General features: G+C 46.6%; 20 protein-coding genes. All 20 read left to right on the forward strand.

All coding sequences use genetic code 11. The annotated features are described in order from the left end of the window. The first annotated feature begins 10 nt into the window (after positions 1-10). The 20 genes from BLV66_RS01345 to BLV66_RS01440 all read left to right on the forward strand — a co-directional run bounded on the left by BLV66_RS01345 (position 11) and on the right by BLV66_RS01440 (position 20,461). Positions 11-1,783 (forward strand): oligopeptide ABC transporter substrate-binding protein, encoded by a 1,773-nt coding sequence (locus BLV66_RS01345; RefSeq protein ID WP_086985294.1) that lies wholly within the window; start codon positions 11-13, stop codon positions 1,781-1,783. A gap of 198 nt (positions 1,784-1,981) precedes the next feature. Then, the gene (rnc, locus tag BLV66_RS01350; protein WP_086985293.1) at positions 1,982-2,671 is read left to right on the forward strand and encodes a ribonuclease III; all 690 of its coding nucleotides are present in this window, start codon (positions 1,982-1,984) and stop codon (positions 2,669-2,671) included. A 31-nt stretch (positions 2,672-2,702) separates the two neighbouring features. Beyond that, entirely contained in the window at positions 2,703-6,263 is a 3,561-nt protein-coding gene (gene smc / locus BLV66_RS01355; protein ID WP_176974085.1) for a chromosome segregation protein SMC, read from the forward strand. A 15-nt stretch (positions 6,264-6,278) separates the two neighbouring features. Further along, positions 6,279-7,091 (forward strand): sugar-phosphatase, encoded by an 813-nt coding sequence (gene yidA / locus BLV66_RS01360; RefSeq protein WP_086985291.1) that lies wholly within the window; start codon positions 6,279-6,281, stop codon positions 7,089-7,091. A 33-nt stretch (positions 7,092-7,124) separates the two neighbouring features. Then, positions 7,125-8,138 carry a signal recognition particle-docking protein FtsY gene (gene ftsY / locus BLV66_RS01365; RefSeq protein ID WP_086985290.1) on the forward strand — a complete coding sequence of 338 codons (1,014 nt, stop codon included), beginning with the start codon at positions 7,125-7,127 and terminating at the stop codon, positions 8,136-8,138. A 223-nt stretch (positions 8,139-8,361) separates the two neighbouring features. Beyond that, positions 8,362-8,709, forward strand: a complete 348-nt coding sequence (locus BLV66_RS01370) for a putative DNA-binding protein (protein WP_086628138.1) — start codon at positions 8,362-8,364, stop codon at positions 8,707-8,709. Positions 8,710-8,729: 20 nt separating this feature from the next. Further along, on the forward strand, positions 8,730-10,142 hold the full coding sequence (ffh, locus tag BLV66_RS01375; protein ID WP_086985289.1) for a signal recognition particle protein: 1,413 nt from the start codon (positions 8,730-8,732) through the stop codon (positions 10,140-10,142). Between the two features lie 92 nt (positions 10,143-10,234). After that, the gene (gene rpsP / locus BLV66_RS01380; RefSeq protein ID WP_068560440.1) at positions 10,235-10,507 is read left to right on the forward strand and encodes a 30S ribosomal protein S16; all 273 of its coding nucleotides are present in this window, start codon (positions 10,235-10,237) and stop codon (positions 10,505-10,507) included. Between the two features lie 13 nt (positions 10,508-10,520). Beyond that, complete coding sequence (locus BLV66_RS01385; protein ID WP_086628136.1) at positions 10,521-10,766, forward strand: KH domain-containing protein; 246 nt, start codon at positions 10,521-10,523, stop codon at positions 10,764-10,766. A 159-nt stretch (positions 10,767-10,925) separates the two neighbouring features. Further along, complete coding sequence (gene rimM / locus BLV66_RS01390) at positions 10,926-11,441, forward strand: ribosome maturation factor RimM (RefSeq protein WP_086985288.1); 516 nt, start codon at positions 10,926-10,928, stop codon at positions 11,439-11,441. Continuing rightward, a complete protein-coding gene (gene trmD / locus BLV66_RS01395; protein WP_086985287.1) occupies positions 11,441-12,187 on the forward strand; it encodes a tRNA (guanosine(37)-N1)-methyltransferase TrmD in 747 nt (248 codons plus the stop codon). The genes rimM and trmD overlap by 1 nt, the downstream gene beginning before the upstream one ends. A 166-nt stretch (positions 12,188-12,353) precedes the next feature. Next, on the forward strand, positions 12,354-12,707 hold the full coding sequence (rplS, locus tag BLV66_RS01400; protein WP_086628133.1) for a 50S ribosomal protein L19: 354 nt from the start codon (positions 12,354-12,356) through the stop codon (positions 12,705-12,707). A 126-nt stretch (positions 12,708-12,833) separates the two neighbouring features. Beyond that, on the forward strand, positions 12,834-13,268 hold the full coding sequence (locus BLV66_RS01405) for a hypothetical protein (protein ID WP_245826649.1): 435 nt from the start codon (positions 12,834-12,836) through the stop codon (positions 13,266-13,268). A 37-nt stretch (positions 13,269-13,305) separates the two neighbouring features. Next, positions 13,306-14,115 (forward strand): Cof-type HAD-IIB family hydrolase, encoded by an 810-nt coding sequence (locus tag BLV66_RS01410; protein ID WP_086985284.1) that lies wholly within the window; start codon positions 13,306-13,308, stop codon positions 14,113-14,115. Positions 14,116-14,147: 32 nt separating this feature from the next. Continuing rightward, positions 14,148-14,906 carry a prolyl oligopeptidase family serine peptidase gene (locus BLV66_RS01415; protein WP_086985283.1) on the forward strand — a complete coding sequence of 253 codons (759 nt, stop codon included), beginning with the start codon at positions 14,148-14,150 and terminating at the stop codon, positions 14,904-14,906. A 64-nt stretch (positions 14,907-14,970) separates the two neighbouring features. Beyond that, positions 14,971-15,315: a metal-sulfur cluster assembly factor gene (locus BLV66_RS01420; RefSeq protein WP_176974086.1), complete on the forward strand. Its 345-nt coding sequence runs from the start codon at positions 14,971-14,973 to the stop codon at positions 15,313-15,315. Positions 15,316-15,444: 129 nt separating this feature from the next. Beyond that, the gene (gene clpB / locus BLV66_RS01425; protein WP_086985282.1) at positions 15,445-18,066 is read left to right on the forward strand and encodes an ATP-dependent chaperone ClpB; all 2,622 of its coding nucleotides are present in this window, start codon (positions 15,445-15,447) and stop codon (positions 18,064-18,066) included. Positions 18,067-18,225: 159 nt separating this feature from the next. Next, on the forward strand, positions 18,226-18,828 hold the full coding sequence (locus BLV66_RS01430; RefSeq protein WP_086985280.1) for an NfeD family protein: 603 nt from the start codon (positions 18,226-18,228) through the stop codon (positions 18,826-18,828). Beyond that, positions 18,825-19,811: a flotillin-like protein FloA gene (floA, locus tag BLV66_RS01435; RefSeq protein WP_086628127.1), complete on the forward strand. Its 987-nt coding sequence runs from the start codon at positions 18,825-18,827 to the stop codon at positions 19,809-19,811. Before BLV66_RS01430 ends, floA begins: the two co-directional genes overlap by 4 nt. After that, the gene (locus BLV66_RS01440) at positions 19,808-20,461 is read left to right on the forward strand and encodes a hypothetical protein (RefSeq protein WP_086985278.1); all 654 of its coding nucleotides are present in this window, start codon (positions 19,808-19,810) and stop codon (positions 20,459-20,461) included. Before floA ends, BLV66_RS01440 begins: the two co-directional genes overlap by 4 nt. Positions 20,462-20,479 lie beyond the last annotated feature (18 nt).

Here is a 20,479-nt window from a genome sequence, read left to right on the forward strand (position 1 = left end):
AGGATGAGGTATGCTGAATAAAATGATTGTTCCTTTCTTGTTGGCTACGCTGTTGACCGGTTGCGGAAACAAGGATATCCTATTGGAAACGGACGGAGACTTGTCCAATTCATCAGCTGTCATACAAGAATTCGATACTGTCATGAACAGCGATGCTCCTGCCATCGCCGGCGGAGTGTTGAAATACGCTCTGGTTGCCGAATCCTCCTTCCAAGGTATTTTCAGTCCCGTTTTTTCCGAAGATTCTTATGACGAAGAACTCATGGGTTTTTCCCATGAATCCATTTTTTCGTATGATGAGAAGTTTCAGCTTACGCAAGATGGCATGGCCACGTTTGTGCGCAATGAAAATTTAAAAACAGTATCGATCACGTTACGGGATAACCTGAAGTGGTCTGATGGAGCGGCACTTACAGTTGATGATATCCTGTATGCCTATGAGGTGATCGGGCATCCGGACTATGCCGGATCTCTTTATGGAGCGACTTTTGCGAATATCGTGGGCATGACCGCATACCATGAAGGCACTGCAGATACAATTGTCGGTATCGAAGTATTGGATGATACGCATCTCACCATCGCTTTCGAAGAATGGAATCCGTCCCTCATGCAGGCAGGAGGAGCCGTGTGGAGCCAACCACTACCAAGGCACCAACTGGAAAGTATTGCCGTATCCGAAATGATGAATGCCTTGCAACTGCGTGAACAACCGGTAGGAACGGGTCCGTTCCGGGTCAAAACCATTGTTCCAGGCGAGTCGGTCCTTTTTGAAGCTAATGAATATTATTGGAAAGGGAAACCGAAACTGGATAATATCCTTGTTGAAGTAGTCGGGGCGGCAACGGTCGTATCCGAAATGGAAGCAGGAAATTACGACATCGCTATCATGCCGGCAAGTTCTTACGAAAGATACAAGGATTTCGACAATATAACCTTGCTGGGCAGAGAAGAATTGGCGACAACTTACATCGGGTTCAAATTAGGTTCCCAAGATATTGAATCAGGCAACAACAACCTTAATCTGAGTTCAAAAATGGCGAATGCGGCTTTGCGACAAGCGATGGCGTATGCACTGGACAATGAATTTGTTGCTGCGGTCCTATTCGACGGGCTGCAGCAACCGGCAAACGCTATGATTCCGCCAGCCTTTGAAGGATTCAGTGAGAATGAGTCCATGGGCTTCAGTTACGATCCTGTAAAGGCCGTAGAGCTACTGGATGAGGCTGGCTATTTGGACAAGGATGGCGATGGTTTTCGAGAAACGCCGGACGGAGAGCCGCTCAAAATCAGCTTTGCGGCCGTGGCAGGTGGAGACGCTACGGAGACGGTTGTTGCCTACTATATCCAGCAATGGCAAGAAATCGGTTTGGATGTCTCGCTCGCTACAGGAAGATTGATTGAATATCAGAAGTTCCATGACATGCTTGCATCCGACAGTCCGGCTATTGATGTCTATCAAGCAACTTGGAAAACAGGTATGGATCCCAATCCGACCGAAATGTTTGGTCGTTCCAGTTCTCTAAATTATACCCGGTGGACTAACGAAAAGAATGACACCTTATTGGATCAGATCAACGCTGAGGCTACCTTGGACGAAAATGCGCGGATGGAAATCTATCGAGAATGGCAAGCATTGCTGTTTGAGGAAGTTCCTGTCATCCCTACTTTCTGGCGTACGCAGATTTTTGCTGTCAATAACCGCGTCAAGAACTTCAATATCCGCTATGGTGCAACCAGAGGATGGGAAACCATCGAACTGACGTCAGAAGACCCTATTCGGTAGCGTACGTTTAGTTTATTTATCAGAAATGAGGAAGAGGCCCGGACTTTCGTCTGAGCCTCTTTCTTATGAGAACGGACAGACTGTTCGAAAACGAAATTTACGTGCTTATGGCAAGCATTTGTCGTATAATGAAAAAGGACTCTATTTTCAAAAGTACCTTGACAGTAAGGAGTCCATTCAAGGAAAGGAGGGAACGAATTGGAAAAAATAGTCAAACAAATAGCAACTGATTTCTCGATTGTTTTCAGCAATGAGAAACTTTTGCATGAAGCATTTACCCATTCATCTTATGTGAATGAGCATCGTCATCTGGCATTGCAGGACAATGAACGATTGGAATTTTTAGGCGACGCAGTTTTGGAAGTCGTCATCTCCGATTATTTATTTCATACCTATGATATGTGGCACGAAGGGAAAATGACCCGTCTGCGTGCGCAGATTGTCTGTGAACCCAGTTTATCGGCCTTCGCGAAGGACTGCCATTTCGACTCCTATATCCGTTTGGGTAAAGGGGAAGAGAATATGGGCGGAAGGCAACGTCCGGCTTTGCTATGTGATGTATTCGAAGCATTCATCGGAGCCGTATACCTAGACCAAGGAATCGAAGCCGCCAGAAAATTCATTAATCAAGTCATGATCACGAAGTTAACAGAGGATGCTTTTTCACATGTGATGGATTACAAAACCAGCCTTCAGGAAGAACTGCAAAAAAATGGGGATGTGGATATACAATACATCCTCCTGAACGAAGACGGTCCGGCTCATGCAAAACAGTTTGACGTGGAAGTGCGAGCTTTCGGAAAAGTCATGGGCCAAGGACAAGGCCCAAGCAAAAAAGCAGCAGAACAGAAAGCGGCACAAAACGCTTTGGAATCTATAAAAAAATGAAAAGCAAGTTTCACCGGAAAGGATGTTATCTTTGCATCTTGAAAGAATAGAAATGTCGGGTTTCAAATCATTCGCCGACAAAACCGTAATCGAATTTGATGAAGGTGTGACAGCAGTTGTAGGGCCGAACGGGAGCGGGAAAAGCAACCTCTCAGAAGCTGTCCGCTGGGTGTTGGGGGAACAATCTGCAAAAAATCTGCGCGGGAAAAAAATGGACGACATCGTTTTTGCTGGATCGCAGACACGCAAACCTGTCAACATTGCGGAGGTTACCCTCATCCTGAACAACGAGGACGGATTCCTGCCGTTGGAATTCAGCGAAGTGAGTATCACGAGGAGATACAACCGCAATGGCGACAGTGATTGTTTCATCAACAAAAAACCATGCCGTTTAAAAGACATAACAGAATTATTGATGGATTCGGGCATCGGAAAAGACTCTTTTTCCATGATTTCGCAAGGGAAAGTGGAACAGATTTTTCAGAATAAACCCGAGGACAGAAGGATCATCCTTGAAGAGGCTGCCGGGGTAGCCAGATACAAGAACCGCAAAACGAGCGCTGAACGCAAGCTGTCCCAAACGGAGGAACATCTTAACCGGATTGAGGATATCCTGCATGAAATCAACAGCCAACTTGCTCCGCTGGAAATCCAACGGAAAACGGCATTGGCTTATGAGGATAAAAAAGCGTTACTTAGCGAAATCGAAATTGCTTTGACCGCTTCCGAAATTGAACGGCTGAACGCGCAGTGGCAAATGAGCAAACGCGAGCTGAGCGAGTACGACCGAAAAATCAGCACGGAAGAACGTTCGCTTGCGAGTACGCAGACTGCCTTGCAGCAACTGAAGCAGGAGTTGGATGTGTGCGAAGAACAGTTGGAAACACTGCAGACCGGCTACGTCACTGTCATCCAAAAATTAGAGCAGCTGGAAGGGCAAAAGCAAGTTTTCCAGCAACGGGCAATGTACTCTTCAAAAAATCAAGAAGAGCAAGCCCAGATCATCGCTGAAAAAGAGGCGCTGATCAAGATTGAAAAAGCTAATCTAGCGGCCTTGCGTACGGAGCTCGCGGCGAAAGTGGAAGCGAGGAAGGGGCTTTCAGCGAAGCGGGAGGGCCTGTCCGAAAAAGAAGCGCAGCTGACCCAAAATAAGGCGGAGCTTGTCCAGCAACTCCGGAACGATTACATTAACAGGCTGCAGGAGCAATCGAGCAACCGGAACACAACCGTCCATCTTGAAAAAGAAATGACGCTCGCAACTGAACAGGAACACCGCTTCCTTTCGAAAGGCGACGAACTCAGGAAGAATCTGCGCCAACTCAAAGCGAAACAGCAATCCTTGGATGAGGAATATGTCCAGTTTATTGAAGAAAATGCCAATCTGGAATCGGAACTGCAAGAATGCAAACAAAACAGCTTCCAGCTTGTCTCCAAGCTCCAACAACTGAACGCGGAGCTTGATACCGTAACCCGGAATCTGCAGCAGGCGGAAGCCCGGCGCGAAAGCCAACAGGAGTTGGACGACAGCTATGCCAGTTATTATCAAGGCGTAAAGGAAATGCTGAGGAGAAGGGAAAGCGTTGCGGGCATCCGTGGCCCAGTCGCCGAATTGATCCAAGTTCCCGAAAAATACACCTTAGCCATAGAGATCGCACTGGGAGCCACGATGCAACACATTGTGGTTGCAGATGAACGCACTGCTTCCCAATGCATCGGCATTCTGAAAGCCCAACACTTAGGACGCGCGACTTTCCTGCCGATGACAGTCATCCAAGGCAAGTCTTTGCCAGCATCTATACGGACGACCTTGGAAGCCAGCACCGGGTATATCGGCATCGCGAATGAGCTAATCGGGCATGAGGAAATGTACAAGGCAATCGTCAGCAGTCTGTTGGGGACAACGATCGTAGCGTCGAATATCCAGGACGGCTTGCAGATTTCCAAGAAATTACAGAGCCGCTATCGGATCGTGACCCTGGAAGGGGATGTCATCCATGCCGGTGGATCAATGACTGGTGGCGCGACAAGGCGTCAACAAGAGGCATCCTTATTGGCCCGTAAAAACAATCTGAATAAACTGACCGATTATGTGCAACAGTTGTCCGTCCAATACAATCAGCTGAAGCGGGAGCAAGAAAAATGGTCGCTGCAGCAACAAAGTCTTCAGACGGAACTGGACGACAAACGCCAGAAAGTGACCATAAAACAGTTCGAACTGCAGCAAAGGGAAGCTTCACTGCAGCAAGTGACAGCTGAAATCGCAACGAAAGAAAAAGAATCGGCCGCGCATGAATATGAAAAGCGCATGTTCTATGAAGAGAAAGAGGACAGACAAACACGATTGGCACAAGCTCAACAAAATTTGCTTGTCCTCAACAGCGAAATCGATCAGCTTCAAAAGGATATAGCGGAGTCCAGCTTGAATGAAGAGGAGCGCTTGAAACTTCTGCAGGATGTTCAGTTGAACCGTCAGCAAGCAGACCAAGAGCTTGCGGTGCTGCAGGAGCAGGAAAAACAATTGCGGCGTGATGTCAAACTGTCAACCGAACGCATCCAAACGGAGCAGGAAGCCATCACCGCGCTGAAAGGCAAGCAAGATCAAGTCGCCAAACTGGCCGATACGGAGACACTGACCATCCAAGAAATTACGACGCGGCTGAAGTCCACCACTGCAGAAAAAGCTGGATTCGATGCAGATTTGAGACAGCTGCGGGAGCGGAAAAAGCAAACCGAACAGAATCGAGCTGTTCAAGAAACCGAACAGAACGAAAAAAATAAAAATCTTCAAAAATTATGGAGTGAGCATGCCAAGCTGGAAACAAATGCTGGTCGCTATGAAATCGCCATCGATCATCACCTTGCGCATTTGAGCGAGGAGTACGGTCTCAGCTTTGAAGCAGCGAAACAGGAACATCAGTTAGCTCAAGAGCCTGAAGAGGCCGCCCGCCAAGTGAAAAAGCTGAAAAAAGACATCGAAGAGCTGGGTCCGATCAATATGGGTGCGATCGAGGAATATGATCGCATTTCGGAAAGGTTCACTTTCCTTTCGGAACAGCAGACGGATCTGCTTTCCGCCCGTGGGAACCTGCTCAATACGATGAATGAAATGGATGATGAAGTCCGCTTGCGTTTCAAGGAGACTTTCATTCAGATCAAAAAGCAATTCGAAAAAACCTTCCCCAAATTATTCGGTGGCGGAAAAGCGACGCTGGAACTGACGGATCCGAATGACCTGTTGGAGACCGGCATTGAAATTGTCGCGCAGCCGCCCGGCAAGAAACTCCAGCAGCTGAGCCTGCTCTCCGGCGGGGAAAAAGCCTTCACTGCTATTGCACTCCTCTTTGCCATCATTGAGGTCAAACCGGTGCCTTTCTGTATTTTGGATGAAGTGGAAGCTGCCTTGGATGAAGCGAATGTATCCCGTTTCGGGAAATATCTGGCAGCATCAACCGAATTGACCCAGTTCATCGTGATCACCCATCGCAAAGGCACGATGGAAGAGGCGGATGCATTGTATGGTGTGACCATGCAGGATTCCGGCGTATCCCGACTGGCATCAGTGAAATTTGAAGATTACGAAGACATAAGTTAAGGGGGATGAAGATAAATGATTAAATTGATAGCACTCGATTTGGATGGCACATTGCTGAATCCGGACAAAAAAATCAGTGAAGTAAATAAACAGGCAATCCAACGCGCCCGGGAAGCCGGCGTGAAGATTGTCCTTTGTACTGGACGCCCGCTTATGGGTATCAAAGACTATGTGGATGAACTGGATCTGCTTCAAACAGAAGATTACTCGATCACCTATAATGGCGGCTTGGTCCAAAAAAATAAGACATCGGAAATCATTTCCCAAAAAGTACTGAATTACGGGCAAATTGTGGAACTCTATGCCCTGAGCAAAGAGCTGAACATCCCGATGAACATGTTGGATCTGGAGTCTGTATACGAACCTGAGTATCCGGAAGGCAGAGAGTCCTTGTATAAGAGCCTGCAAAGCTCGAGTTTGCCGTTCGTTGAAAAAAAGATTGAAGACTTTCAGGAACAGCATGCGTTCAATAAGGTTGTTTTTTGTATCGCACCTGCTGTTTTGGATGAAGCAATCGCCAAAATACCGGCGGACTTCTACAGCAAATATTCGATGATGAAATCACGTCCGCTTCTGTTTGAAGTCATGCACCCCGAAGTCGACAAAGGCAATGGCATCGCGGCTTTATGCGATCATCTGGGCATCACTGCCGATGAGGTCATGGCTTGCGGAGATGAAGAGAATGATTTGGCGATGCTGGATTTTGCAGGCGTAAGCGTCGCGATGGGCAATGCTCCCGACAAAATCAAGAAACGGGCGAGCTTCGTCACGAAGACAAACGGGGAAGATGGCGTTGCACACGCAATCGAAACGTTCGTTTTTGCGTAAAATGAGGTTGCCATTAAGAAAGGAAGTGTTCAGATGGGATTATTTGATCGCATAAAACGCGCATTTACAGGTGAAGATGTCGTTCAGACACCGGTAACCGAAGAAAATAAGATTGTCATCGACAAATTCGACAAAGGCATGGAGAAGACGCGCAAAAGCTTTTCAGAGAAAATGAATGAACTATTCGCCGGCTTCAGAGAGGTGGATGAAGAGTTTTTTGACGACTTGGAGGAAACGCTGATATCCGCAGACGTCGGTTTTGATATGACGCTGGCACTTTCGGATGTGCTGCGTGATGAAGTCAAAATGAAGAACGTGCGCACTGGAGAACAAGTGAAGAATGTCATCATCGAAAAAATGGTTGAAATCTATGAAAAAGGCCAGACGGAATTGCCTACCATCAAAGTAAATGAAAATGGGCCGACCGTCATCCTGTTTGTAGGCGTAAACGGAGTGGGGAAAACGACGACCATCGGTAAATACGCTTATCAGTTGAAGAACCAAGGCAATAGTGTCTTGTTGGCCGCCGGAGATACTTTCCGAGCCGGCGCAATCGAACAGCTGGAAGTTTGGGGGCAACGTGTCGGCGTCCCTGTCGTGACGAGCGATGCGAAAAGCGATCCCGCTTCCGTCGTGTATGATGCGTTGAAGCAAGCCAAAGAAGAAAACTACGACTATCTGCTGATCGATACAGCGGGTAGACTGCAGAACAAAGTGAATCTGATGAAAGAATTGGAGAAGATCAATCGGATCATCGCCAGAGAAATACCCGGCGGCGCAACCGAAACGTTGTTGGTGCTTGATGCCACGACGGGTCAGAACGCTTTGATACAAGCGAAGCAATTTAAGGAAACGACGAATGTCACCGGCTTGATACTGACGAAGTTGGATGGCACGGCTAAAGGCGGTGTCATCCTGGCGATCCGCCAGGAATTGGATATACCCGTCAAGTTCGTCGGTCTGGGCGAAGGTTTGGACGATCTACAGGCTTTCGATCCGGAACAGTATATCTACGGATTAGTAAAAGATCTGCTTGAGAAAAAATAACGAAGTGGTTTGTCCATTCCAATGCGGCACACTTCAGAAGCAAAAGGTTACAGAAGCATGGTCAGGCCGGCAATCCCGTTGCGATTGCCGGTCTGATCTTACTTTTTGTTGCGGCAACACAGCGTCAGTGCAATTTATAGTTGACTAAGCCCCGCAAAATCGGTAATCTAATGAAGTGTAAAGTTTTTTTCTTGACAATCCGTACGAGAAGGAAGGTATTCTGATGGAACTGGAAAAAACCAATAATATGAATACTCTTTATGAATTCTATAATGTCCTGTTGACGAATAAACAGAAAGGCTATCTTTCTTTGTATTATGGCGATGACTATTCGTTGGGCGAAATCGCTGAAGAATTCGCGATAAGCCGGCAGGCAGTGTACGATAATATTAAGCGCACCGAAAAAATTCTGATGGATTATGAACAGAAATTGAAATTGGCGCAAAACTATAGCCTCCGAAACAAAAAATTGGACGAATTGGCGAACTATGCCGAAGAAAAATATCCCGCAGACAGAACTTTGCAGAGCTTGATCAATAATCTGGAAGAACTGGATGACAAAGACGAATAAACAGTAAGGAAGTGGCAAATATGGCATTTGAAGGGTTATCCGAGCGTCTCCAAGGCGCGATGACCAAAATCGGCAAAAAAGGTAAAATTACGGAAGCCGATCTGAAGGAAATGATGCGTGAAGTACGTCTGGCTTTGCTAGAAGCTGACGTGAATTTTAAAGTCGTAAAAGAATTCGTCAAAAAAGTGAATGAACGAGCATTGGGCTCGGACGTACTCGAATCGCTTTCACCGACACAGCAAGTCATCAAAATCGTCAACGAAGAACTGACGGAATTGATGGGCGGACAGCAGGAACCATTCCAATTTTCTGTCAAGCCACCGACTGTCGTAATGCTGGTCGGCCTGCAGGGTGCAGGTAAGACCACCACAGCCGGGAAACTAGCCAATTACATGAAGAAAAAAGAGAACAAACGTCCCATGTTGGTCGCAGCCGACGTCTATCGTCCAGCAGCAATCAATCAGTTGCAGACATTGGGCAAACAATTGGATTTCCCGGTGTATGCATTGGGTACCGAAGCCAATCCGGTTGATATAGCGAAGCAAGCAGTTGAGCAAGCCAAACTCGATGGACGCGATTTGGTCATCATCGATACGGCAGGACGACTGCACGTGGATGAAGTGTTGATGACAGAGTTGAAGAACATCAAAGCTGCCGTCAATCCTACGGAAATCCTGTTTACGGTAGATGCGATGACAGGACAGGATGCCGTCAATGTGGCGCAATCCTTCAATGAACAGCTTGGCATAACCGGTGTCATCCTTACCAAATTGGACGGGGATACACGTGGTGGGGCTGCGCTATCCATCCGTTCTGTAACCGGTAAACCGATCAAATTTACGGGTCAAGGCGAAAAGTTGGAAGACTTTGAACCGTTCTACCCTGAACGCATGGCTTCCAGAATCCTGGGCATGGGCGATCTGATGACGTTGATCGAACGGGCGCAACAAGATTTTGATGAGACAAAAGCGGCGGAAATGGCCGAGAAAATTCGCGAGAATACCTTCAACTTCAATGATTTCATCGAGCAGATGGATCAAGTCACCAACATGGGGCCGCTTGAGGACCTCCTGAAGATGATTCCGGGCATGAGTAACGTTCCGGGATTGGACAAAATGAAAATCGATCCCAAAGATGTGGCCCACATGAAGGCGATTGTGCTTTCGATGACGCCTGCTGAACGCGAAAATCCCGAGCTTCTGTCGCAGAGCAGACGCAGACGGATCTCGAAAGGTTCCGCAAGGTCATTGGCGGAAGTCAACCGTCTGATCAAGCAGTTCAACGAATCTAGGGAAATGATGAACAAGATGTCCAAAGGCAATTTTGCAGGGATGGAAGGTCTCCTTGGACAAGGACCAAAAGGCAAGATGGGTAAGATGGCCATGCAGCAAATGGCCAGACGGATGAACAAAAAGAAGAAAAAGAAAAAATAATTCCAAGTGTAAAGAGAAAACACTTTACAAGCAAATGGAAAACTGGTAATATATAAAAATGTGAGATATAGATATATGGAGGTGTTATATAAATGGCAGTTAAAATTCGTTTAAAACGTATGGGTTCTAAAAGAAACCCGTTTTACCGTGTCGTTGTAGCTGATTCACGTTCTCCACGTGATGGACGTTTCATCGAAAAAGTAGGTACATACAATCCAGTTGTTGAACCAGCTGAAGTTAAATTTGACGAAGAGTTAGTTTTGAAATGGTTAGCTGAAGGTGCACAACCTTCTGATACAGTTCGTAACTTACTTTCTCAACAAGGTATTATGAAAAAATTCCACGACTCTAAGTTAGCTAAATAAAAGGGTGGTTTAAATGCCTGAAATTTCAGATTTAATCCTGGCAATTGTCAAACCTTTAATCGTCCACGATGATAAGATGTCCATCGAAATCAAAGAGACAAGTGAGTTCATGGAATATCATTTGCATCTTGATGCCGAGGATGTCGGCCGTGTGATCGGGAAACAGGGACGTGTCGCTAGGGCGATCCGTACAATTGTATACAGTGTCAGAACCAAAGGCACAAAACGTGTCCGCCTTGTGATCGAAGGGGCCGAATAATCCGCTTCTATTGCGGATCCGGTCGTTTCCATTCGGTGGATGCCTAACTTAATAGCGAATAGATAGAAGCGGATGATGATACAATTGTAGCACTTATCCCTTCTATTTTATTATGTACAGAAACGTTGACAGTACGATTTATGTAAGGAGAGGTGAAAAATGGAAAAATTTTATGATGTCGGAAAAGTTGTGAATACGCAAGGGCTTAAAGGTGAAGTGCGTGTCATTTCCAGCACTGATTTTGCGGATGAACGTTACAAAAAAGGGGCTACGCTCTACTTGTTCCGCGAAAACAGTGAGCCAATCACTCTGAAGGTAGCCAGCCACCGCGTGCACAAGAATTTCAATATGCTGACATTCGAGGGGTACAATCGGATCGAAGATGTCGAACCGTTCAGAGGAGGAATCCTGCGAGTTTCCGAATCGCAATTGGAGGACCTTTCGGATCACGAGTTCTATTATCATGAGATCATCGGATTGTCCGTCGTCAGTGACTCCGGCGAAGAATTGGGTATTATCAAAGAAATTTTGCCGCTTGGGGCGAATGATGTGTGGGTTGTATCCAAACCAGGCCGAAAAGATTTATTGGTTCCGTATATCGCTTCCGTAGTGGAAAAGGTATCTTTGGAAGATAAACAAGTCACAATCCACATTCTAGAAGGAATGATGGACTGATGAAGATAGATGTATTGACATTGTTTCCGACGATGTTCGAAGGCCCTTTGTCCGAGTCGATCATCGGAAAGGCGATCGAGAGCGGGCGTGTTTCGATCACGTGCACGAACTTCCGCGATTATTCCGAAAACAAACACAATTCCGTCGATGATTATCCTTTCGGCGGCGGAGCAGGCATGCTGCTGCGGGCGCAGCCGATCGTGGACGCGCTGACGGACATCGAGGTCCAGTCTCCCGAAACCAAAAAAAGGATTGTCCTGTTAGATCCATCCGGAAAAACCTTCAATCAGGATCTGGCGGAAGAGTTTGCCGAAGAAGAGCACCTTGTCTTCATTTGCGGCCATTACGAGGGCTTTGATGAACGCATCAAGCAACACGTTACGGATGAAGTTTCGATCGGTGATTATGTTCTTACCGGAGGAGAATTGGGCGCGATGGTCATGATCGACGCTACAGTCCGCCTGTTGCCAGCAGTATTGGGCAATGAACAATCGAACAAGACTGATTCATTCTCGACCGGCTTGCTCGAGCACCCCCAATATACGCGACCGCGCGATTTCCGGGGGGATGTCGTTCCTGAAGTGCTTTTCAGCGGCAACCACCAGAAAATCGCTGATTGGCAAGAAAAAGAATCTTTGCGCAAAACCTGGCTGAGACGCCCGGAAATGTTGGGAAAAATCACTTTGTCGAAAAAACAGCAAGCCTGGTTGGCGGAGATACTGCTGGAAGAAAAGGCCGACAATTAGGCGCAATAGTGCACCTTAAATTTCAAACAATGTAAACGAAAAATACTTTACACGTCAAAATTATTGTGGTAGAATTCTACAGGTGAGCAGAGAGACTGCTCCATAATACGATATTCCGCTGTACAGAATGATTGTGTATGAATGTCGGTTGGAAGGAGAAAAAAACATGAGTCAATTACCATTGATTGAAGCAATTACACAAGGACAATTACGTAGTGATATTCCTACATTCCGTCCTGGAGACACTGTTCGCGTCCACGCTCGCGTAGTCGAAGGAACAAGAGAACGTATCCAATTATTCGAGGGCGTAGTCATCAAACGTCGCGGATTCGGAATCAGCGAAACATATACAGTACGTAAAATCTCCAACGGTATCGGTGTGGAACGTACATTCCCATTGCACACACCTCGTGTAGCTCAAATCGAAGTTGTTCGCTTCGGTAAAGTGCGTCGTGCAAAACTTTATTACTTGCGCGCATTACACGGAAAAGCTGCTCGTATCAGAGAAAAACGTCGTTAATATTCCGCATGACATATGGAAAGGTCTGGACTTCGGTTCCGGACCTTTTTTGTATACCGTGATAAGCGTATTTTCTGGGGAAAATATGCTATACTTGTAGCACCATATATGAAAAGAGTGATAGTTTTGACGATATTAGCAGCGCTTGATCAAAAGTTCCAAGAAAAAGGCATGCCACTGAAAAGTCATCCCATCCAAAATGGTCAGTATTTGTATCAAGGGAAATTCAATCTCGATAAAAAACATTCCTTGCCGTTTGGTGTAGTCATCGCTAAAGATGAGGCCGAAAGTGATTTTCAGATCAGTTACAGAAAATTGGCTTACCTGAATAATTATGCTGATAAAGTGAATCTGTTGGAACTGATCAATGAATTGAACCAAACCAAAACTTTTTATTATACACTTTGCCTGGCGGGGGATGGCGAGATTTTCCTTCGACTTTTAGGCCGCTCCACAACGGATGTCAAACCATTATACGAAATGCTCGTGATCGGATCAAATATAGCAAAGGTCATGACAGCAGAATTAAAAAGCAAATTTCCGTCGCTTGGGATCGAATAAGTATTCGTCTCTGTAGCGGCAAACCGCAGGAGGAATTATGAAACAAAAATTAATCGCTTTAGATTTGGATGGAACTACACTCAACAACCAGTCGTTGTTGAGCGATCGGACCAAAAAAGTGCTGGCAACATTGCAAAAAGATAATCATCTGGTTATGATCGCAACTGGCCGTCCTTACAGAAACAGCAAAGAGTTTTATGAGACGCTCAAGATGACTACTCCGTTGGTGAACTTCAACGGTGCTTTATGCCACAATCCCACTGATAGCAATTGGAGTAATTATTACCATAAGACGCTCAATAAAGATTTTGCGATGGATCTGATCGAACAACGTGAAGAAATGGGAATCGACTTCATCTGTGTAGAAGGTAAAAATAAACTGTTTGCATCCACCGCAACGTTGCCGGCAAACGAATATTTCCCGAAAAATCTTCTGGCGACGCAAATAACTTCTAAGGATACGCTTTCGGAAAACCCTACTTCGATGAATGTATTTTCGGAGGAACGGAATTTGGAAGCAATCCGTGACCGGATTTTGGCGCGTTATGGGAATTCTATTGAAATCCGCACGTGGGGTGGCACGATGCCCTGTCTTGAGATCGTATCCGCCGGTGTCCAAAAAGCGCTTGGTGTTGAAGTGGTCGCTAATAACTATGGCATCAAGCGGGAAGATATTCTTGCCTTTGGTGACGAGGATAACGATATGGAAATGATTCGCTTTGCCGGACATGGTGTCGTCATGCAGAATGGAATCGCGGCATTAAAGAGTATTGCCGACGATGTAACGATGCATACGAATCATGAGGACGGTTTGGCCATCTATCTGGAAAAATATTTTTGCCTATAGCAGCCAATCAGAGCTGAAAAAGAGGGATCCCATTGATCGTAATCGAAAGAAAAATCATAAATAATATACCGATTCTGGAAATTGTAGAGGAAGACAAGAAAAACAAGAATATTCCGCTCGCGTTCTTTTATCATGGTATCACGAACCAAAAGGAAAGAGGTTTGGAGCCGGGTTATGCATTAGCCAGCAACGGCATGAGGGTTGTCATCCCTGATGCCTATCGTCATGGTGAACGCAAAGATGAAGTCTATGCTGGTGAACCGGCGGCAGAGTTCTGGTCGGTAGTCTTGCAAAACATCAAGGAACTTCCTGATATTGTAGCGTTTTACATCGAAGCGGGATTGGCAAAAAGAGACAAGGTTTCGGTCACAGGACTTTCGATGGGAGGCATCACAACTTGCATCGCCTTGACGCAATATCCATGGATTCATTCGGCAGCCTGCCTGATGGGCAGTCCGGATCCGATTGGGTTATCCCATTGGGCATTGAAGTCTCGCTGGGTAGAAGGCTTTCCGCCGATTGATGACGAGAAAGTCAAAGCCTTGATGGCGCCTTTTAAAAGCCTGAGCCTCAAAGAACATCCGGAGTCGCTCGTGGACACGCCGTTTTACATATGGCACGGCACAGCCGACGAAAGCGTTCCGTACGAACAGATGGCTCAGTTCGTCAACTCCATCAGCGATGAAACGTTTGCGGATAACATTTGCTTCCGGACCACAGAAGGCTCAGGGCATCGGGTTCCTTATGCTATTTTCGAGGAAATGGCTGTATTTTTGGGGAACGTATATTAACATTGAATTTCTGCGCACAAACTGTTATCATCAAATTAATCCTGAAAGGTTAGAGGTGTATGCAATGACTGAAGAAATAAATCCCCAATATTCGCAAGAAGAATTGGAAAGCATAAAAGAACGCGTCTTAGCGGCGCTTGAACAAGTGATAGATCCTGAGTTAGGAATAGATATCGTCAATTTGGGTTTGATCTATGAAGTGGAGTTGGAACAGGATGGATTCTGTCTCATCAAAATGACGCTGACAACGATGGGCTGCCCATTGGCGGATGTCATCACCGATGAAATTCACCGTGCTTTAAAAAGTGTTCCTGAAGTGACCGAAACGCAAGTGAAATTGGTTTGGTATCCTGCCTGGACAACAGACAGAATGTCCCGATATGCACGCATTGCGCTAGGAATCCGATGACAAGAAGAGCAACAAAGGAAATCACCTTTGTTGCTCTTTTTTTCACGTTATCATTTGACCAATCCTGACCATGGCCGTATACTTGTCCTATAAAGCACCAAAGCAGTAGAATTTCGAGGAGGTACTAACATGGAAATGGAAAAAATGACGACAGCACTGCAGGAGACAATTGCGGAAGCGCAACGTATCGCCATGGTGCGCAAGCACCAAACCATCGATGTCGCACATCTGTGGAAAATATTTCTGCAGCCGGATAGTTTTGCGCGTAATTTTTATATTGATTCAGGGGTTGCAGTCGATGCGTTTGAATCGGCCATTGACAAAGAACTGGACAAATCAGTAGTGATTGAAGGGACTTCTGTGCAGTATGGGCAAACATTCAGCCAGAATTTGTACAACCTCTTTTTGGAAGCGGATCGCAAGCGATCAGAGCTGAAGGATGATTTCATCGCCACTGATACAGTACTTTTGAGCTTGATGACACTGAAAAATCATCCATTAACCAAATTTCTGGCAAATCAAGGCCTGACGGAAAAAATCATCGCCGAAAAAATCAAGGATATGAGAGGTGGAGACCGAGTGACTTCGCAGAATCAGGAAGATCAGTATGAAGCATTGGAAAAGTATGGCATAGATCTTGTGCAGGCGGTAAGAAGTGGGAAGCAAGATCCGGTTATCGGCAGGGACGAAGAAATAAGGGATGTAATCCGCATTTTATCGCGTAAAACAAAAAATAATCCGATCCTGATCGGTGAACCGGGCGTCGGCAAGACCGCAATCGTGGAAGGTTTGGCCCAGCGAATCGTGAAAAAAGATGTGCCGGATAACCTGAAGGACAAAACAATCTTTTCGTTGGATATGGGCTCATTGATTGCGGGAGCTAAGTACCGCGGAGAATTCGAGGAACGTCTGAAAGCGGTATTGAAGGAAGTGAAGAAAAGCGACGGTCGCATCATCCTTTTCATTGATGAGATCCATACGATCGTCGGGGCAGGGAAAACCGAGGGGAGCATGGATGCCGGCAATCTGCTGAAACCTATGCTGGCCAGAGGCGAATTGCACTGCATCGGAGCGACCACTCTGGATGAATACCGCCAAAATCTGGAGAAGGACAAGGCTCTGGAACGAAGATTCCAGAAGGTATTGGTGAAAGAACCGACAGTTGCCGATACAATCAGCATCTTGAGGGGATTGAAGGAACGGTATGAGATCCACCATAGCGTCAACATCCATGACAATGCCCTTGTTGCGGCGGCAACCTTATCCGATCGTTACATCACTGATCGGTTTCTGCCGGATAAAGCAATCGATCTTGTCGATGAGGCTTGCGCGAACATAAAAGTGGAAATGAATTCGATGCCCACCGAGTTGGATCAGGTGAGCCGCAAATTGATGCAACTGGAGATCGAAGAGGCGGCCTTGAAGAAGGAATCCGACGATCAGAGCAAGAAAAGATTAGCGACTCTGCAAGTCGAGTTGGCCGATCTGCGCGAAGAATCAAATGAATTGCGCATGAAATGGGGCAACGAAAAGGAAGAGGTCGAAAAGCTGCGTGCCAAACGGGAGGACTTGGAGGACGCGCGTAGACAGTTGGAGGATGCCGAGGCAAATTATGATTTGGAACGGGCGGCGGTTTTGCGCCACGGCAGTATCCCTCAGATGGAAAAGGAATTGGCGGCTCTTGAAAAAGAGAATGCAACCCGAAGGAATAAAGAAGGCAATCTGGTTCAGGAATCGGTCACCGAGAACGAAATCGCGACAGTTGTGGGACGGATGACCGGCATCCCGGTGACGAAGCTGGTTGAGGGGGAAAGGGACAAACTCCTGAAATTGGAGGAAACGCTGCATAAACGGGTCATCGGCCAAGAGGAAGCAGTGGAGAGCGTCACGAATGCCGTCCTGCGTTCGCGTGCCGGTCTGCAGTCGCCTAACCGGCCTATCGGATCCTTCTTGTTTCTGGGTCCTACAGGGGTCGGGAAAACGGAATTGGCGAAGGCCTTGGCGGAGAATTTGTTTGACTCAGATGAACATATGGTGCGACTCGATATGAGTGAATACATGGAAAAATTTTCAGTTTCCCGGCTCATCGGGGCACCCCCTGGCTATGTCGGTTACGAAGAAGGCGGCCAATTGACGGAAGCAGTCCGCCGAAGCCCCTATACGATCATTCTCTTGGATGAAATCGAGAAGGCACATCCGGATGTCTTCAACATTCTGCTGCAAGTATTGGATGACGGGCGTTTGACCGATTCGAAGGGGCGCGTGGTCGATTTCAAAAACACCGTGCTGATCATGACCAGCAACATCGGGTCGCAACTCCTGCTTGAAGGCGTGCAATCGGATGGAACCATCCCTGAAGAAGTGGCCGATGAAGTCATGAAAGTATTAAAAGGGGCGTTCAAGCCTGAATTTTTGAACAGGATCGATGACACCATCCTCTTTACGCCGTTAAGCAAAGCGGATGTCAAAAAGATCATCGTCAAAATGGTCAAGGAATTATCCGGACGACTGGCGGACAAACAGATCCAGCTTTCTGTTTCTGAGGAGGTTGCAGCCTGGATAGCGGATAATGCTTACGATCCAATTTACGGCGCTCGGCCGCTCAGAAGATTCATCTCAGCTGAGATCGAGAATCCCTTGGCGCGTGCCATCATAAAGGGCGATATCCATGAAAACCAGGCGGTCACGGTTACGTTGGTAGGCAATAAGGTCGGATTCCAGACCGTAAATCTTGATGAATTTCAACAATAATTTGACAAGTCAGCACGCAGAGAGGAAGTCCTGAAAGGGATTTCCTTTTGTTATTTTTGTATTTGCGGTAAAATGATAATATAAATTTTCTTATCTTTATCTTCAAGGATATGACTGTTTATTGTTGCTATCGGAACGAAGCCGAAGGAGGCGTTCATCTTGCTGTTTTTGGTTATCGGATTTCTGTGTCTGGTTTTTATGCTGTTCACTTCGAAGTATTATGTCTTCGGAGCTGCGGCCGTCCTGAGTTTTTTGTTGTATTTCCTGTATTTCGGGAGCGGGAACTGGCTGACTTTGCTACTGTTCCTGTTCGGAATCATGTTGTTGATTGTTGAATTGTTCATACCTGATTTTGGTTTGGTGGGGATTGCGGGTTTCCTGATGGTCGCAGCCGGCCTCTTTTTGAACAATGAACGTATTTTGGAAAGTGTGCTGGATGTCAGTTTGGCAATCATCATTTCCGGTGTGGCAACGTCAGTGCTGTTGAAAAAAGGTTATAAATTCTTGCCGGACCGCAGTAAATTGATTTTGGATACTTCCCTGAATCGAGAGCGCGGGTATTCGTCCAGCAAAGATTATTCCGAATTCTTGGGAATGATCGGCACAGCTACAACGACGTTGCGGCCAGCCGGAAAAGTCGCTATCGGAGGTGTGGTGCTTGACGTTGTGAGTGACGGGAAAATCATATTTGAAGGGAAGCGGATTCAGGTTATTCAGGTTGAAGGGGTCAAAATTACAGTGAAGGAGTTGGATGGAGAATGACAGAAGGATTGATAGGACTCATCTTTATTGCATTGTTTGTCGTACTGTTTTTATCTTTGTTTTTCCGCTTTGTGCCGGTTGGTCTATGGATCACGGCTTACTTTTCGGGAGTAAAAGTCAAAATTTCGAATCTGGTCGGCATGCGTTTGCGCCGGGTAATACCTTCTATGATCGTGCAACCAATGATAAAAGCCACAAAAGCGGGACTGATAATTGATATAAATGAACTGGAGGCACATCATCTTGCTGGCGGTGATGTGAATATGGTCATCGATGCGCTGATTGCGGCGCAGCGTGCCGATATTGATTTAGGTTTTGAAAAAGCGGCTGCCATAGATTTGGCGGGCCGTAACGTATTGGAAGCAGTGAAAATGAGCGTTAACCCAAAAGTCATCGAAACACCGATCATCGCGGGAGTCGCTATGAACGGGATTGAAGTAAAAGCCAAAGCAAAAGTAACGGTACGTGCCAACATTGAACGATTGGTCGGTGGTGCTGGCGAAGAAACAATCATCGCCCGTGTCGGCGAGGGGATTGTCACAACCGTCGGCTCTGCCAAGATGCACACTTCCGTCCTAGAAAATCCGGACTCCATTTCCCAAACGATCCTGAAAAAAGGACTGGATTCGGGTACCGCCTTTGAGATACTATCCATCGATATCGCCGATGTTGATGTCGGCCGTAACGTGGGCGCCAAACTACAGGCGGAGCAAGCGGAGGCAGACAAGCGTGTGGCCCAAGCGAAAGCGGAAGAGCGCCGTGCTTTTGCAGTCGCAGAAGAACAGGAAATGATCGCAGAGGTGCAAAGGATGCGGGCGAAAGTGGTCGAAGCCGAAGCGGAGGTGCCGTTGGCGTTGGCTGAAGCGCTGCGCAACGGAAACATAGGAGTGATGGATTATTATAAAATGAAAAATATTATAGCGGATACTGAAATGAGGAGCAGCATTTCAGAGTTTCCGGCAGATAGAAGCGAACCAGAATGACTAGCCTAACCTTTCTTTTACCGATCCTGTTGCCGATCCTTTTCCTGGTGTTCTTTCTCTCTATACTCATCTCGATAGTCAAACGGATAAATCGGCTAGCGGAGAACGCCAGACTTCGAGCGGGGACATCCCAAACAGCTGCCCTGCAGCAGACAGTTCGCCAGTCATTTGATGGTGCCGGAAATGAGAATGCGAAGCAACTGATCAAAAAACTGGCTACATTGAAGCCTGAGCAAGTCTATGGCTTTTTCCAGGAGCGTCTGCCCGAAAAATATCTGCGGGAAGTCAGCCGAATCTTGACCAACAGAAATTGGCGGAGGGAACTCCTGATTTTCGTTAACCGTGAGAATTTATGGCAGTTGCTGTTGCGCGCGAATCCGCCAAAAACAGGCAGCGACCAAAAGGACACGGAACCTGCTGATGAAACCATTGAAGTACAAGAGTTTACGGACTATAATATGGATCCTGCCGTGGGGTTGGCCGATGACTTTACTGTCTTTTCTGAAGACAAAAAGGAATTAAAGACTGCCAAAAGAATGGAGAAATCCACCATTCATAACAAGAAAAAATATGCCGGCAATCAAAAAGCATTGATGCGAGCCGTCATTGCCAAAGAAATACTCGATAGGCCGGACTTTGACCGCAAATAGGAAATTGAAGGAGACAGA

This window comes from Trichococcus collinsii, from assembly GCF_900107505.1.
Classification (GTDB): domain Bacteria; phylum Bacillota; class Bacilli; order Lactobacillales; family Aerococcaceae; genus Trichococcus; species Trichococcus collinsii.

What these genes read in the sequence shown, in the direction of transcription:
- trmD (WP_086985287.1), top strand. Translation starts at nt 11,441, where the DNA reads ATGAAGATAGATGTATTGACATTGTTTCCGACGATGTTCGAAGGCCCT.
- BLV66_RS01440 (WP_086985278.1), top strand. Translation starts at nt 19,808, where the DNA reads ATGACTAGCCTAACCTTTCTTTTACCGATCCTGTTGCCGATCCTTTTC.
- rpsP (WP_068560440.1), top strand. Translation starts at nt 10,235, where the DNA reads ATGGCAGTTAAAATTCGTTTAAAACGTATGGGTTCTAAAAGAAACCCG.
- BLV66_RS01345 (WP_086985294.1), top strand. Translation starts at nt 11, where the DNA reads ATGCTGAATAAAATGATTGTTCCTTTCTTGTTGGCTACGCTGTTGACC.
- yidA (WP_086985291.1), top strand. Translation starts at nt 6,279, where the DNA reads ATGATTAAATTGATAGCACTCGATTTGGATGGCACATTGCTGAATCCG.
- clpB (WP_086985282.1), top strand. Translation starts at nt 15,445, where the DNA reads ATGGAAATGGAAAAAATGACGACAGCACTGCAGGAGACAATTGCGGAA.
- BLV66_RS01410 (WP_086985284.1), top strand. Translation starts at nt 13,306, where the DNA reads ATGAAACAAAAATTAATCGCTTTAGATTTGGATGGAACTACACTCAAC.
- BLV66_RS01420 (WP_176974086.1), top strand. Translation starts at nt 14,971, where the DNA reads ATGACTGAAGAAATAAATCCCCAATATTCGCAAGAAGAATTGGAAAGC.
- rimM (WP_086985288.1), top strand. Translation starts at nt 10,926, where the DNA reads ATGGAAAAATTTTATGATGTCGGAAAAGTTGTGAATACGCAAGGGCTT.
- rplS (WP_086628133.1), top strand. Translation starts at nt 12,354, where the DNA reads ATGAGTCAATTACCATTGATTGAAGCAATTACACAAGGACAATTACGT.
- ftsY (WP_086985290.1), top strand. Translation starts at nt 7,125, where the DNA reads ATGGGATTATTTGATCGCATAAAACGCGCATTTACAGGTGAAGATGTC.
- BLV66_RS01385 (WP_086628136.1), top strand. Translation starts at nt 10,521, where the DNA reads ATGCCTGAAATTTCAGATTTAATCCTGGCAATTGTCAAACCTTTAATC.
- floA (WP_086628127.1), top strand. Translation starts at nt 18,825, where the DNA reads ATGACAGAAGGATTGATAGGACTCATCTTTATTGCATTGTTTGTCGTA.
- ffh (WP_086985289.1), top strand. Translation starts at nt 8,730, where the DNA reads ATGGCATTTGAAGGGTTATCCGAGCGTCTCCAAGGCGCGATGACCAAA.
- BLV66_RS01370 (WP_086628138.1), top strand. Translation starts at nt 8,362, where the DNA reads ATGGAACTGGAAAAAACCAATAATATGAATACTCTTTATGAATTCTAT.